Here is a 16,471-nt window from a genome sequence, read left to right on the forward strand (position 1 = left end):
CACATCGCCGGCCACGCTAAACTGAGTCACACTCACCACACCGTCCACGCTGCTGGTACCCGTCAGCACATTACCGTTTAAAGTGGTGTCTTCCGCCGTACTCAACACTTCATTCGCATCACTAAAGGCATCATCAACAGGCGTAACCTCGATACTCAAAGTCGAGGTATCATTGCTGCTGCCATCACTCATGGTGTAGGTCACCACAGGAACCGCCCCGTTGTAATTGGCTTCCGGGATAAAACTAAAAGCACCATTGGCATCGATACTTAAAGCGCCTACACCGGCAATAGTCGCCGTATCGCCTGCATTATAGGTAGACGGATCGCCGGCCAGGCTAAATTGAGTGACACTCACCGTACCGTCCACGCTGCTCGTTCCGGTCAGCACATTACCGTTTAAAGTCGTGTCTTCCGCCGTACTCAGTACTTCATTCGCATCACTAAAGGCATCATCAACAGGCGTAACCTCGATACTCAAAGTCGAAGTATCATTGCTGCTGCCGTCACTCATGGTGTAGGTCACCACAGGAACCGCGCCATTGTAATTCGCTACCGGGATAAAACTAAAAGCACCATTGGCATCAATGCGTAAAGTACCTACTCCGGCGAGGATGGCCGTATCTCCAGCAATGTAAGTTGTCGGATCTCCGGTCACACTAAATTGCGTCACGCTAACCAGTCCATCCACACTGCTCGTTCCGGTCAGCACGTTGCCATTTAAAGTGGTGTCTTCCGCCGTACTCAGTACTTCATTCGCATCGCTAAAGGCATCATCGACTGGAGTAACGTCTATGCTCAAGGTTGAAGTATCAGTACTGCTGCCATCGCTTAAAGTGTAGGTAACGACTGGAACCGCGCCGTTGTAATTGGCTGCCGGAATAAAGCTAAAAGCACCATTGGCATCAATGCGCAAACTGCCTATTCCGGTTATGGTGGCTGCATCTCCAGCAGTGTAGATTGCAGGATCCCCTGCCACGCTAAATTGCGTGACGTTGACCGCACCATCTACACTGCTCGTTCCGGTAAGTACATTGCCATTTAAAGTAGTGTCTTCAGCAGTACTCACTACCTCATTGGCATCGCTAAACGCATCATCCACTGGCGTGATATTTATACTCAAAGTGGAGACATTGCCGCTGCTGCCGTCACTTAAGGTATAAGTCACTAAAGGAACCGAGCCGTTGTAATTGGCTGCCGGAATAAAATTAAAATCGCCATTGGTATCAATACGCAAACTACCAATTCCAGCAATAGTAGCCGTGTCTCCAGTAGCGTAGGTTGCTAAATCACCCAAAATAGTAAACTCAGTAACAGTCACTGTGCCGCCATCACTGCTCGTACCTATCAATACATTACCATTCAAAATAGTGTCTTCAGCGGTACTCAATACTTCATCTGCGTCGCTAAAGGGATCAGCCACTGGAGTGACACCTATGCTCAAGGTTGAGGTATCGCTGCTGCTTCCGTCGCTCAGCATGTAGGTAACTAAAGGAACGGGACCATTGTAATCAGGGGCAGGTATAAAACTGAAATGACCATTTGCATCAATACGTAAAGTACCTACTCCAGCAATAGTAGCCATATCTCCGGCATTATAGACAGTCAGATCACCTGCCACACTAAAATGAGTAACACTCACTGCACCATCCACACTGCTAGTACCCGTCAGCACATTGCCGTTTAAATTGATATCTTCAGCGGTACTCAATATTTCATTAGCATCACTAAAGGCATCATCAACAGGAGTGATGTCTATACGCAATGTATTAGAGGTTGGGTCGAGATCAATACCTCCATTTAAAGTTCCGCCGTTATCCTGAACCTGAAATGTAAATTGAACGCTGCCATTGCTATTTGCTAGAGGAACATAAACAAGGGTATTGGCATTTATTGCTGCACCACTGATAATTTGCCCGGGAGTGACCATCACTCCATTCAAATAAAGTGCACCTTCAACTGGAAGCGAATTAATTTTAACCGCAAGCAAAGTGTTAGCAGAGGAATCATCCGGATCAGTAAAACCAAAATCAGTTGCATTAATAACAATTGGAGTATCTTCAAGAGTGGATATGTTTTTGTTTGTGCCCTCAGGGGCATCATTAACCAAGCCGACATATAAAGATAAAGTACTATTGTTTTCTGTAGTTCCATCTGAAATGGTATAGGTCGTATTTGGAATTGAACCACTGTAGTTATGCAGGGGATTAAATATGTAGTTTCCATTAGCAAGAATGGTTAACTGATCTCTGCCAAGAATACTTGCTGTCTGTCCTGCTTGATATAATGTGGGATCACCATCAATTCTAAACTTGGTAACGTATACAACATCCCCTTCTGGGTCCTTATCATTAACTAACACATTGCCCATAAGGACGCTGTCTTCAAGCGCTACGCCATTATCAGGTAGTACGTAAGGAGAGTCATTTGTGCCATGAATATTTACCGTTAGCTGTTGTATAGTGCCATCTTTCGCTACAGCGTCAAAGGTCACAACGCGCACTTCACCTGCTTTAAGCGAATCAACTAAGAGACTGTTATGATTCAATTCATAAGTCCATTTACCAGAAGTATCCAGGGTAAATGTACCCAGTGCCCCTGAAAGATTTCCAGGAATAAAACCATTGATACTAGAAATTTGGGCTTCAAACTTTAGTGTTCCAGGAAGGGAATTATTTACACCACCCAACTCCGTTACATCACCTTTAAAAATTCCACTAATTATCGAATTAGGTATAGAAATGTTGGGTATAACCAAAGCCTGATTTGAATCGTTTATCTCTGATACTGGCTTGAATACTGTGGCCTGTGGATTTATTGTTGATTTGAAATCATCAAAATCCTCAAATAACAAAGGTGGCGGGATGAATCCAGAAGATATTAATCGGTTACTGAAGAGCACATCCAAATAAAAAGGTTCTTTGACCGACTCTGTTTTGTCAAAGTATGCTCCAGAAGCAATCAGTTTATTTACAAAAACAGAGATATGGTTGTATTCACCGAATAAACCTTGAATAACTGCTTGATTCGAATTTAATATACCGGGTTTTAAAGCAAGCGAAATTCCATCTAGCGAGAATGGTTTGTTTAAAGCCAATTCTTTGGGTGGATCATGGGTGATTTGTATGTATGCCTCACCGCTTAATAAGGTAAGAACATCACCGTGATAAAGAGGGGCACCAGATTTAACGATACGAGCGTCTCCATCTGCGTTGACCTTTTCAAGTACGCCGTTTAGGACTCTTACAACACCAATAGCGACTTGTGATAACATGCCATATCCCTATATAGGCTGGTGTGCTTCCTTTAATAATAGAACAAAAAACATTCAATATGTAAAATTGGAATCACAAGCCACTGATAGTTAGTACAATTTTTGATCTATTCAGATTGCCTCAAAAAGTACATCCATCAGCTTCATCTCAGTTCAATCTAAACTATTTGATCATAAGATTAAAAAATCTTGTTATAGCCTCTCAAAGAGGCCTTGATTCATTTTGGGAGTAATCATGTGCCCCTTTCATTTATTTAACCGAAGAACAAGCTCTGCTCGAATCAGGCCTGACGTGAGGTTCGGATAAAAACCCGACTCGCTCATCTGGATTAAAAAAACTGGATGAAAACAAAGAATCAGAATATGAAGTCTCGTGGAGATGAGGCACCAGTTTCAGGCTTACTATTGCATCCTGTACCTCCTCTGGCAGTTCCTTTGTTAGATAAGCTAATTGATGATTCGCTAGCTTCATATCAAAGGAACTGATTTTTTCATCAAGGAAGCCATACCGCAACCCTGTAAAATTAACACCAAGTGCCTTTGCTGCATCGGACATACGCTCCAAATGTCTTTTTTTATCATCTAACATTACAATATGTGCAGGGTTTTTTGGACATTTTTTCATGAATTCTTGCCACACTGTTCCTTTATTTTTCCCATTACAAAAAATAATTCCTTGCTCATAAGAGTCATCGCTCACATCAATACAGTTTCTAGAGAAATCAATTCCAATACCCGCCAGTTGAAGAACCGTAGATTGTTTTATCGTGATGTCGCGTGCTGTCAGTGCCAATACAGGTATCCCTATATCTTGAAGAGCCTTAATGATACTGATCATTCCAGGTTCTACTGCCCTGGTGACAGTGTGAGCTTGAACAGCAGAATATATCAAGAGCGTTAATCGCATAGCTTCTCGTGGTTCAGGAAGAGTCTTAAGGGCATAATCAGCCAAGTAAGTAAACCATTGATCACTTCCTAACTCCAGAGTTGATTCCATAACCGTATTATCCAGGTCAAGGACAAACCAGGTATCATAGCTGATAGTCCTTAAAGCCGATTTAATCGTTTGAACTTCCTGGATATCTTGCTTGTGTCTTTTTGGAGGGCTTGAGAAAAAGGGATGCAATCCTCGAGGAAATGCTGATTTTAAAAAATCGGCTCTGATTAATAACTCAATTCGCTCCAGCAGTTCGATATTTTCTTCATAAGCCTCCAAAACTCCATTGATTAAATCAGATTGATGAGACGAAGCAGTAGGATGTGAGGAATAGGTCCTTGCTTCCTTTAGTTGATTTTTAAAATCAGACAAAGTGCCCCAGCAACCTTGTTCATAAAATACTCGACCAAAATTTCGCCTGATTTTATTTTCAACTTTTACTGTATCACTTAAAACGATACCATCAAGATTGTCTAACGCAGCAACCCAAAAACTTTGTGCGTTCGCTCCTCGTTTTCCTGAGAGACTTTGAACGGGTAATTGTATTAACCGATTTAATAAATGATGATCTCGTCCCTCTTCCTTGCGCAAATCCACACCGTGTTCCTCACGTGTTTCATGAAGGGCAGTGACCAAGGGATTTTCAGCATAAACTTCAAATTGATGCTCCATTAAGCGAGTGACAATGTCTTGATAAATTTGGTCTCTAAACAGTTTCCCAACGAATTCTGCTAAAAAATCATACTCCAAATCAGGGAAAGGTTTTCCTACCTCCAAAGAAAAACGTCGTTCATCTTTGATTACATGAATGTCTTGAGTTCCTGCAGGTAATGTAATAGTAACAGGTCCTACACGGTTTGATCTGACGCATCCCCAAATAATATCATTCCCTTGGCGTATGTAAGGTAAAATGCCGCAACGCATGGTTGGAACCGGGTATAAACCATGTTCATTTTTTTCTAAGCGAAGAAGTGGATAATGACGGGTATGCTTTAGTTCGATAGTTCTTAGCATTTATGATCTTCCTATTCTTAATATTAAGTTTTAGAAAGCAACATCCCTATCACCAGCATTCTTTCAACAGTTATTGTTCAGGATAAAACAGTTTCAGACTAAACGCCCCAGGTTCAGGAACACTCCTAAACGCGCCTTCATCATGTTCTTTGTGGACAGGCTATGGGCAGACAGATTATACCTTCTGCTTTATATTCTGTTAATACATTATTCATGAGGAACCCACTCAATATACTGCCCCCAAAATGAACTTGGGGATTCATCAAATATCAGCTACATTTTAAATAAACGCGAAAACTAGAGGGAAACCCTATGAAACAATTCATTTTTTGTATTTTAATCACCATGTATGGAACGGTTCTTTCTTATGCCTCAGTCAACACCGTGACATGTTCTATGGAAGAAATGAACGATCCTATTTCTTTTGTTATACCCCACAAAAAAAGTACAGTCCCTTCCGTTGATTTTGATTACCCCATTAAAGTCATTCAATTCAGCCTGAGACCCAATAATTTGCTTCTTATTGCTGTGGATCAAGATGACTATTCTCGCCCAAGACTATTTATTTCTGCACAATTTGATAAAAAGAGTAAAACCTATATTGGACAATTTATGACTGATTCTGGAGGTAATGAAGTTCAATTGGATAATGGTGTAATACACTGCATGGTGAAAAGCGCACCAAATTAAAAAAGAACTAATAAAATGAGCCAGGCCTATTCGAGTGTAATGATAATTCATTAGATACCTAAAGCGAACGAGGCTCTTTGACGGCGGCTACCATTGTCCGTGTTCGTTTGCAATTTAAAGAATTATTTGCTGGCTGAAACAGTCCATAGGAAGATACAGCAGAAGACGACGATGATGAGGAGGAAGATGCTTCTGTCCCTTGCGCACTAGCTGGTATATCGTGCTTTATTCTTTTAACTGATTCCTGACTCAATCTGTTGTCAATATAAGAACGCTTGGCACTGCTATTATTCTGTAGTGTTGGATTAGCTTTTTTGAATTTTTTTGCAAACATCATCAGATCTCTAAAAGTTGGACGAGGGGTCAATTCTTTTTCAGCTGCCAAGTGTTGATTTTTTTTAAATGCCGCAGTTAAATCATATGCCGTTTGATTGCCATAACCTTTTTGTTCCAGAATAAATTGAATTTCTTCAGCCGGATAATCAGATAAGGTCAGCGTGATCATTCGTCGTGAAAGAGCATTACCAAGGGTCCTTCGTCCTGCCATAGTATTTGGATTTTGTGTCCCAATAAGCATAAAACCAGGACGTGTTGGACGATTCCCATTTAAATCACTACCCATCAATAATGAATTTAATAATCGTTCCAGCATGGTGGAACTATTGATTTCATCAATTACAACAATCGCACCTTGATTAAATGCTTTGAGAAGCAAAGATTCCTTTTCTGCAACGTCCATGCTGACCGGTATTTTGTAAAAAACAGCTTCTCCTTCTTGGTATTCTATATCCGCCTCTGCTTCTCTAAATCCTTGCTCAATTAATGTTTCAAAAACCAGTTCTGATTTACCAAGACCCGGATCACCCTCAAAAATGATACCACCCAGTCCCCCATAGCGTTGCTCATCATTTACTGCTTGAGTTTTCCGGAATTCATGTAAAGACAACAAATCAGTCAAAAGTTGATGTGCAGGATATCTGGATGGGGTTATTTGAAACTTGACCTTTCGCGAGCCTCCATCATATTGTTGATGTGATGCCTTAATTATTAAAGGTGTTATCGGCTTGAACCTTTCGTGAAACTCTGCTTGATGCTGTTCAGGAACTAATGGTTCTCCAAGGGTATAAGCATAATGTGCAGCGACTTGTTCCGGATCAACCTCTGGGTTATTCCTGAGATAATTAAGCGTGAGTAACGCCATCATTTGCAGCTCCCGAGGAGAAATCAGTATATCGGTGCTGGAGCATTCAACCAGAAATCGATACAGCTCAAGAAATTGTTTGCTCAATTGTTCAATCTGAGGCATTGAATAATGATGAGCGGCAAAAACAGGTTTAATAATTTTTTCATAGAGTAAGGCTGTCGGAAGAGGATCAAAAACCAGTGCATTACCGTGACGCATAAAAAATGCTGGCACTCTCCGCTCACCACCATAGCTCAAAGGATTCGCGGCGCATATCAGTTTATGTCGGGAAGAAAGCACCTTGATTTCGCCATCAATTAACAATGCAGGCGGTTCATTAAACAAGCCCTCAAACACGCTCAATTGACTTCCCTCAAGATTCACTTCATCAAGAAACAAATACCTATAATCATCGGTCTCATTATCATCTATCCAGTTTTTTATTTGATCAAAGCCAACATACAGTTTTTCACCATTTCGAACCAATTCATTCAGAACAAATGTTGTTTTCCCTGCACCAGAAAATCCTGTTAACAGAACATAAGGAGAATGGCATAACAAGGCTCTGATTCTTTGTTGACGATCATCATCATAATTCATAACTTCTTTGGCTGAGGTTAAAGGATTAAGTTCCTTTAATTTTAAAGACTGTGGTTCCAAATTATTAATACCAGCCCAGGCTTGCTTGCTGTCCATTTCTGGAAATGCAAGCCGATATCGTCTTCTTGCACGCAAAGTGATGAATGTATCTGAAATGCCATCATGTGGCAGAGAACCGAAGAAGGCTCTTAAATCGTCTGCACTGACTTTGTGAGTTGTTCTGGGCATAAATTGAAAAGAGTTCTCATTTTGAGTCAGCAGAATTAATTGTCCAGGAGCAGACTCCAATAATTGGCGCTGCATTAATAATGATGCGAGTTGTTGTTCCAATTCTTGAGAACACGTTCCTTTTAACAGAATACGCTTGTTATTTTTTAGTGTATCTTTCAAAAAAGAGGGCTGACGACTGAATTGAAATTCAAGCGTGTCCTTGTTGAGCGAACCACTTAATCTCTCCAATAAATCAGCAGAACTTAATTCAGATACATCAAGTACCAAGCAATCAGGTTGAAAACTCAATATCAGTGCCTGAGTATAATCAGGGTCGTTACTGACAATAACCTCGGTATGCACTTCTTGACGCTCAACCCATGGAGTAGTTACTGAACTGAGCGTCTCTACAGACACGTGAAACTCATCAGGAAGAACAACTCCTGGAGAAATACTGACATACAAATAGACTTGATAGCATTCACATTCAGTCAATAATCGAGCCCATTCATCTACAGAAATTGTATGAGTTAAACAAACAGAGAGTGCCCCACCCTGATTAGTCTCAATCAAGCCAGGTTTTAGAACCAGACTCTGGTATTCATCACTGAACTGATAATGATTGAAATATTTATAGAGGCTATATGAGTTCAAAATAGTAAGGTCTGAATGTTCAACTGAAGAATCATCACTCACTTGAGAAGATAAACTCGTGTTTGTAATGGAACATCGGTGCATGAACCCGGATAAATCGTATCCATTACTTTCAATCAACTGAAGATTATAAGGAATGGGTAAATTACTTCCTGGAAAGTGAGTTGCCCCAGGATAACAGGCTGCTTGCCAAAACAGTTTAAATTCATCATGATTCCATGGGGCGTTGCGCAATTCAATAATAGTTCCCTCAAGATGAGCCAATGCGCCCTCTTTAAAGCGCAAACGAGTTCCCTCTAAAACCCATGATCCCAGTAGCAACTGTTTCCAGTCACTACTATTGAATAAATTAATAACATGGGCAGATGCTTGCTGTTCAACAAAATGAATTCGATTTATCGATTCAGCCAGACTGACCTCAGACAATGGGTTTTTTTCAACTCGGTTAAATCGTGAATAAAAATCAGAGCCTTGATAACAATCTGGTTTATTGATATTTATAAGGCCAAAAATCAGTGTTGTTTCAGGAACCGCAACTCCATCTGCACATCGTTTTTTATCCAAAAGACCATTAAATCGGACTAAATCTTCAACTGAAAACGTGTCGTAGTTCACAATCAAAATTGAAGGAAGACTGTTGTTATGACTTTTGATCAAAAAGTCGTAAAACGCGCCTCCAGGACCTCTTTGTAATGTACCTTGATGTCCATTGCGTTGAATAAAAGGAGCGGAGCAGATTAAATCCTGTGGAGAATGAGCATAATAAACCGAATAATTCCTGTTTTTTACGATTAGTTCCAAGGCAAGACGAAACGCATTAAGCGACTGAGTTGAACCAAATTCAATCAGTGTATTTTTAATTCTGTCTCCTTGAATCAAGTACTCGCAATAATCCTGTGTTGACAGCATTTGCACAACTGGCCTATACCATGTTTTCAGTTCGTTCTTAAAATAATGTTTATTACCGGCTCCCCTCAAAACATCGTGCAATACATCGTATAAGCTGTGTTCAATTCCTCTTACCTGACAACCCAGTACAGGAGGAAAATCAATAGGAGCATTTAAGGCAGAGTAGCTTGGCAATTGACTTGTCAGGAGCTGAATGCATTCGCTTTTTTGTTGCGGGGTCAATAATTTCACACTCTTGGTTAATAATCGCCGGTAATCAACAGGATGCTTTTGGATGAATTGTGCCAGTAATTGATGTGTTAATGTTGCAGCTCTTGGTGAAAATAATCCTTCATACCAGGCTGGAACACCCTTCATAGTTCTCAGTAAAATGCCCTGAAGAGCTTCAGGGCTGTATGCTTGGTCGGGGCCTAACAGTTGCAAAATATCTTGATAATTTGATGATTCACATAAACTCAGAAGTCCACCTTTTTGGATAAAAGCATCAGAATTTTCAATTTGGGGCACTAATAGTTCATTGACGGTTTCTATCGACACCTGTGTTCCCAATGACCGTTTAATGTATTTTGCTAAATTATGACGGGGTACTGTTTGAGCACCTTCGATTGAATTGGGATCATAAAATTGCCATTGATCTTTATCGATTCGTTTTATAGCGATAGCATGCCAGGGATTAAAAAGCCTGCATCCTGATTTAAGAAATGAATTAAAAGAATCTATTTTTTGCTTTCGCTCCAGATTCTTGTTGCTGAATAACGAATGACTCACTTTATCTTCAGATCTAAGCGGCTCCAGGATAAAGTCCACCCAGTTATCACCATCCAGTTCATGGATAGGAACAGAGGGTACACTTTGGTTCTCTATTTGCTCTAAATTAGCTCCAATAAAGGTTAAGGGTATGGCAGAAGATCTCCCAGACAGATGATTTTTTACCAACTCCCAAAGCAATTCAAATTGTTCAATTAAAACCTGATTCAACGAGGATAAAGTACCATCCCATTGCAATATCCTCGCTTCAAACTGTTTAAATTCTGAAAAATGTAACTGAGTAAATAACTGGGTTAAGGGCGTACATATTCCATCCATTATTTTAGGAATAAAAACAACATCCTTTTGTTTTAATGTAAGGTACTGCGCTAATTGTTGAACGATCATGGACTGGCTTAATGAACCGTTCGGTTTAGTGTATTGAAAAATATAGTCTTTAGCTGTTGGAGTGTGATTTAAAAAGGACCGATAATTATGAAAAGAAATTGACTGTTGATAGAGAGTCCGTTCTGGTTCAGAAGATTGGGACGCCTTCCTGTTACAAGTAAGAAATTTTACAGAAACCCCCATTCTGTTCATTTGCTCTATGTATACCAGAGGTCTGTAAGGATCCTCTTCCAATGTAATGGTCTTTAACTGGCTTAAAAAAGGAACAAGATGAATAAGATTTTTCTCTATTGTCCGTGATGTTGCTTCGATGAGCGTGAGTGAGTGCAATCGAGAGAGGTTTTTAAATTTGGAATGATTTTGAAAGAAATGATTTTTTTTACCATCTGTTATTGAATAAAGCACTAAATATTGAATATTAGGAGCGCAAGCAAAAACGTTATTCAATTCATCCTCATTCAGAACACAATATCCCAAATGCAACATTTCCAGTTGGCTTAAAACAGGAAGATCGTCCGTACAGCCTGATAATGATAATGACTGAAGAGACATGCTCTTGAGGTTGGGATTGGTTAAAATCAAATGTTTTAATTCATCTGTTTTAAATCGTATATTACTCAGATGTATCTCATTGAGGTTTGATAGATTCCATTTCTTGATTTCATCATGACTCCCACCTGCAGGATTGGAGTAGATAAAGCTTTTCAGTTCAGGGCAGCAAAGAACAAGCTCATTCAATATGCTCTTGGGCATAGTAACATCCCGTAAACTAAGCAGATTAATGCTCAAATTCTTTGGAGTAGAACCATCAAAAAGAGTACCCCCTTCTATTACTGATGAACTTAACTGGAGTATTTTTAGCTTTGGAAAAGAAACAATGATTTGTTTATATTGCTGGGTAGTGATTCTGGAATTTATGATCTCAATTGAAGTCAGGTTTTTATTAAAGGATTCAAACAGTTCCTCCTGATTTAGATTATCTATTGAAACGTTCTCCAAATTCGGAGCAGCCGCCATTAAATGACGAATGCTCTCGCTACTGGCTATTCTCCTTATTGCAAATACCATTAATTCTGGCATTACGGGAAGAGGAGCAGTTATTGGTTTTATTCTATCATCACAGCCTAAGAAAGTGATAGAAGGTGCCAAACGTTGATATTCTGGATTATGAAAACAAATATGTATCGGCTTCATATTAATGCTGAGATCGGGAAACCTCTTGAGAATCTCCTGAACTAGCAGGTTATTTTGCACATTTTGCTTATAAACAATCAATTGTTGTAACGAAGGTTGCGTAATCCTGATAAAAGAAAAGAAGGGGTCGTGCAAGTGTAAAGGAAGACGACGAAAATAATTAATATCTAAACGACGTATCGACGGCACCGCATCCTGCTCAATAAGACACGAAATCCAGTGATCATCCAGTACAAACAATTCATCGATAGAACACCCCAGCATGATGCTCGATTCATTAAGAATCTTATTTACATGAGTAAAGCTTTGCTTTGTATTGTGTCGTTCATCCAAAAAATGACCAAGATTAGATTGAGTTACTACTTGTAACGAATCTTTATGCCGAAAATATAAAGTAAATCCTTGGTCGAGGAGCTCATTGAATGCTTCTTTCACGATCCGGGTTTTTCTCTCAGTCCAATATGAAATGGTCCAATCCTGGACAATGAGTTTTTTCTGTTTTTTAACCTGTTTGATTGGCTTTATCCAATAAGCGTCCTGGCATTCAATCAAACGCATAACAGACAAATTTCCAGTAGGTGTTCGTGTATACTCCGGACTTTGCTGGGTTTGAGTATAATAGAACTCATTAGGTATCAAATTCTTAATGTTCAACTCCGCAATACAATATACGAGCACAATGCGCTCTATTTTAACCGAGGTACTAAATCAATTCAAATCGACATTAATTTGTTCATTATTTTGCCCGTCATTGATGCTTGTATGTACCAATAAACGGCTCAATAGCCTTTTTTTTAAAAAAAAGCCGCACAACTGATTATATTTTATACAGACAATTGGTATAATGAATTAATTATTCTAATTATCGAGTTAAAAATGCTTTTATTCAGTACAGCAAAACCAAGGGTAACCTTCAAAACGTTAAATCAGGTAAATCCTGATTCATTTGGGCCTTGTTTAGAATTGGTCACCAAATGGTTTACACAGGAGTGGGGTTACATTCATGACAAAGTTGGCGGCACATATAAAGAACTCGAACAAGCCATTGAAGATCGTATGCAATACCTGACAGAAAATGCGGATCGAATCCATTTGGCGTTTTATGACGAACTTGTTGTTGGCGCATTTCGAATAGAGAATAAAGAATTTGTAAACGAACTGCTAGAAGATCAAGCCAATAATGGGTGGCAAGATAAGCTAAAAACGAATGAAATATGGTTCATCTATGTCGATCCAATGTCTCGTGGTTTAGGTGTTGGACGTCAAATTGTCCAGGAAATTAAATGCCTTTCCGGACAAGAGAACGCTAGTATTGTTTTACTGGAGACCTTAAAACCTAATTTAAATCGCTTATACACCTCTGAAGGTGCGGAGCATATATGTGACAATGCTCTGGATAGCAATCCTACTGAAGTACTAAGAATAAAACTGTAATATACACTCAGATTCAGAGGAATATAAATTAAATATAATTAAACAGCGTTAATCCTTGAATTCGGACGAAACTTTGTTGTGCAATCTGTAAATTCAGGACTTGAATGTTAAATTGTGTTGCTACTTCTATAGGATCGATTTCCCGAAGCAATTTTAAGGCTGCTTCACTGGTATCGAGTAAAGTTTTATTCGCATTATCAGCACTGTCTAATTGATTGAGACGAGCACCCAAGTCGGCCTGAATTTCAGAAATATGAGAAAACGCAGCATCTAACTGAGCCAATAATTGATTGTTTTCAGTTTTTGTCGCTGCTTTTTCAACCGGTGTTTTATAAGGTTGATTTAAATTCGTTATCATCCGTTGAACGGTGGAAAACATCGATTCATTCTGGGCCGGAGCAATTTCGAAAGCATCACCAGCCTGAGGCGCACCCGTTATCGTCATATCCATACCATTAAAGGAAATTACAGATCCCTCATTATATAAAGGAGCATCATCAGGTAATCCTGTTGGTGGAATAACATTCCCGCTTGCCGCACCACTAACCATAACGACTAAATTACCTTGAGTGTTGAGAGCAAAACTCATCGTATAAGTATCGGATACGTAAGCAAGTGGATCAACGACTGAACCCGTGCTGACTACCCCCGTGCCCGTATTGGGAGTAGCAGTTTGTTTTACTGTAAACGTACCATTACCATTGGGTATACGCATAAACACATTATCACCAGTGTCGTTCATGGCTACTTGCAGGCTATGAGTCACAGCCTGAAATCGCTGAGTACTGTCGCCATTATATACAAACTGTCCTGAGGAGTTTATAGAAATGGGCTGAACAAACGACTTTCCTCCACTGAACATGTAATTACCGTTAGAATCCTTTGTATTGGCATAATCCTGGAGCTGACCCAAAAGGTTTTTAGTTTCAACTGATAATGCTTTTCTATCCTCTTCAGACATTGCATCATTACCTGCCTGAATTTGGATTTCTCTCAAACGATTTAAGGAATGAATGGCATCAGTTAATATTCCCTCTTCCAAGCTAAGAGCACTTTCCGCAGACTGCCTATTTTTTTGCAATAATTCTGTAGCGCCTATACGATGATTCATTAATTCAATTTGAGATGAAGCTACCGGATCATCCGATGGTGATTGAACTTTTAGGCCACTGGATTGCTGGCCTTGCAATTTCATTACTCTTGATTGCAAATCCAATAAATTATTTAACCCGGTTTGATACATTTGATTGGTAGAAATTCTCATTTATCACCTCACCATATCGAACAACATGCTCATCATCTGATTGGATATTTCCAAAAGCTTCCCGGCTGCTTCATAGGCCTGTTTAAATTTAAGGAGATTCACTCCTTCCTCATCCTGGTTCACACCGCTTTTACTTTGCCAAAAATCCAGCGCTTGTTTATGTAATACATCGGCAGATTCAGAACTTAGTTGAGCTTGTTTGGTTTGTCCGCCAACTTCTGCCAATAAATTGGCATATCGGTCAAAAAGACTTTCAGTACCATTGGATAAAAATTTGTCCTGCTGGATATTGGATAAGCTTAAACCATTACGGTTATCACCCGCTGAGCCTGAATTATAATTAGCAGTAAATTGATCACCTGATTTAGGAATACCCGATACCACTACAGAATAAGATGGGTTTACACTATCAGGTATCTGAATCGTATTATTGGTATTGGGTACAAAAGCAACTGGACCTGTTGTGATACTGTCCGTTACATTGACCAGGTTGTATTGTGTGTCCGAGATAAATTCAATTCGGTACTCTTTACTAACTCCTGTAGTGTTGTATACCGTTCCTAAAGCAATTTGCCCCTGCCCTGTATTATTCAGTGAGGCTTGGGTGCTTACAGATGATGCCAGGGCTATTTCGCGTGGATCATTAATTTGCAAAGCCAAATCTCGCCCAGCTCCACGAGTTGGAATTAAGGTAAAGCGATCGTTATCAGAAAGATGTGTCGTATCATCAACTGTGATCGTCATGCCCTCAAAAACCAGTTGCCCTGCTGGTGGAGCAGGTGGTGTATTTGTCCAGTTTAAGAGCGTAGAAGTTCCATCGGATTTACGAGTTACTCGTACCTCATTCGTCAAAGCATCGGTGACAACCAAATCGTAATCACTCAGTTTTGTTTGTGAAATATCCGATATGGCCACTGATAAGATGCCTGTGCCTGTATTGGTTGATGGAGTGACAACCCGGTTTAGTTGTTGTGCAGAACTATTATAATCAGTAAAAAAATCTTTACCGATTTGATTATTCAAATCCACGCCCAATTTATGTTGGGCATTAAAGGTTTGCGCCAAACCAATGGCCATTTGTCCTATCATTTGACTGGCCTGGCTAATCACTTCACTCTCATAATCCATTAATCCGCCAAGCATACCTGTAGTTAATCTCGAGGTAATATCAATTTGACCGGTTCCATTATCCAAATAAACCTTTGTTCCCGAAACAGTTGAATTTCCCGAACCTACAACCAAATCCCTTTGTTCTGTCCCTGACACCAACATATCACCAGTTGCAATTCCGACACTGATCGTGCCATCGCCTTGATCAAAAATAGACAAACTAGTGTATTGAGACAATTCTTTAAGCAACTCATCCCTTCTATCAAGTAATTCTGGTGTATCAGGGGTGCTCATCAACTGTTTATTTATAGCAGCAATGTCTGTCGTCAGTTGATTAATTTGTCGGACTGCACCTGAAATTTGAGCCGTTGAATTCTGTTGATACTCATCCAGTTTGTTTTGTATGGAATTAAATTGTTGCACTAATAATTGGCTTTGTTTAATTGCCACACTTCTTGAGGAAATACTGTCAGGAGCACTGTTTAATTGGCCTAAAGCATCAAAAAACGACTGTAAAGAAGTAGAAATGCTCGTTCCATCCTGAGACAATAATTTATCTATTTGAATCGCTTGATTATAGAAGGTATCAAATTGCGATTTAAGGCTTAAGGTAGATCTGACCTGTGAATTTGTAAATTGATCAACATTTCGGTCAATTGAGGCAACAAACACCCCGCTACCGATGTAAGAACCTGCAAAACGTTGAGAAGGCCCAGGAGTAAATTGAATAGTCTGCCGGGTATAACCTTTAGTAGTCGCATTGGTAATATTATTTCCAGCGACTTGGAAGGCACGTTGGAATGCACTTAAGCCAGTATAAGCAATATTCAGTATGGACATCTTC

General features: G+C 39.7%; 7 protein-coding genes. 2 read left to right on the top strand and 5 right to left on the bottom strand.

Going from position 1 to position 16,471, the window contains the following annotated elements; genetic code table 11:
- Both G543_RS0108290 and G543_RS18395 read right to left on the bottom strand, forming a co-directional pair.
- A partial coding sequence (locus G543_RS0108290; RefSeq protein WP_028384112.1) for a tandem-95 repeat protein occupies window positions 1-3,273 on the bottom strand: 3,273 nt, incomplete at its 3' end.
- A gap of 250 nt (window positions 3,274-3,523) precedes the next feature.
- Window positions 3,524-5,224, bottom strand: a complete 1,701-nt coding sequence (locus G543_RS18395; protein ID WP_051190652.1) for a DUF2608 domain-containing protein — start codon at window positions 5,222-5,224, stop codon at window positions 3,524-3,526.
- Between the two features lie 312 nt (window positions 5,225-5,536).
- On the opposite strand from G543_RS18395, the gene G543_RS0108300 reads away from it, so the two are divergent.
- Window positions 5,537-5,914: a hypothetical protein gene (locus G543_RS0108300; protein ID WP_028384113.1), complete on the top strand. Its 378-nt coding sequence runs from the start codon at window positions 5,537-5,539 to the stop codon at window positions 5,912-5,914.
- A gap of 58 nt (window positions 5,915-5,972) precedes the next feature.
- Here the strand turns inward: G543_RS0108300 and G543_RS0108305 are convergent, their stop codons facing one another.
- Window positions 5,973-12,497, bottom strand: coding sequence for an AAA family ATPase (locus G543_RS0108305; protein WP_133141371.1), 6,525 nt, complete (start codon window positions 12,495-12,497; stop codon window positions 5,973-5,975).
- A gap of 198 nt (window positions 12,498-12,695) precedes the next feature.
- Here G543_RS0108305 and G543_RS18400 point away from each other — a divergent pair, with 198 nt between their 5' ends.
- Window positions 12,696-13,253 (top strand): GNAT family N-acetyltransferase, encoded by a 558-nt coding sequence (locus G543_RS18400; RefSeq protein WP_051190653.1) that lies wholly within the window; start codon window positions 12,696-12,698, stop codon window positions 13,251-13,253.
- A gap of 28 nt (window positions 13,254-13,281) precedes the next feature.
- On the opposite strand, the gene flgL is transcribed toward G543_RS18400, so the two are convergent.
- Both flgL and flgK read right to left on the bottom strand, forming a co-directional pair.
- Window positions 13,282-14,517, bottom strand: a complete 1,236-nt coding sequence (gene flgL, locus G543_RS0108315) for a flagellar hook-associated protein FlgL (protein WP_028384115.1) — start codon at window positions 14,515-14,517, stop codon at window positions 13,282-13,284.
- Window positions 14,518-14,520: 3 nt separating this feature from the next.
- Window positions 14,521-16,467 (bottom strand): flagellar hook-associated protein FlgK, encoded by a 1,947-nt coding sequence (gene flgK / locus G543_RS0108320; protein WP_028384116.1) that lies wholly within the window; start codon window positions 16,465-16,467, stop codon window positions 14,521-14,523.
- Window positions 16,468-16,471: the final 4 nt, after the last annotated feature.

Source organism: Legionella moravica DSM 19234 (assembly GCF_000423305.1).
Taxonomy (GTDB): domain Bacteria; phylum Pseudomonadota; class Gammaproteobacteria; order Legionellales; family Legionellaceae; genus Legionella; species Legionella moravica.

What these genes read in the sequence shown, in the direction of transcription:
- flgK (WP_028384116.1), bottom strand. Translation starts at nt 16,467, where the DNA reads ATGTCCATACTGAATATTGCTTATACTGGCTTAAGTGCATTCCAACGT.
- flgL (WP_028384115.1), bottom strand. Translation starts at nt 14,517, where the DNA reads ATGAGAATTTCTACCAATCAAATGTATCAAACCGGGTTAAATAATTTA.
- G543_RS18395 (WP_051190652.1), bottom strand. Translation starts at nt 5,224, where the DNA reads ATGCTAAGAACTATCGAACTAAAGCATACCCGTCATTATCCACTTCTT.
- G543_RS0108300 (WP_028384113.1), top strand. Translation starts at nt 5,537, where the DNA reads ATGAAACAATTCATTTTTTGTATTTTAATCACCATGTATGGAACGGTT.
- G543_RS18400 (WP_051190653.1), top strand. Translation starts at nt 12,696, where the DNA reads ATGCTTTTATTCAGTACAGCAAAACCAAGGGTAACCTTCAAAACGTTA.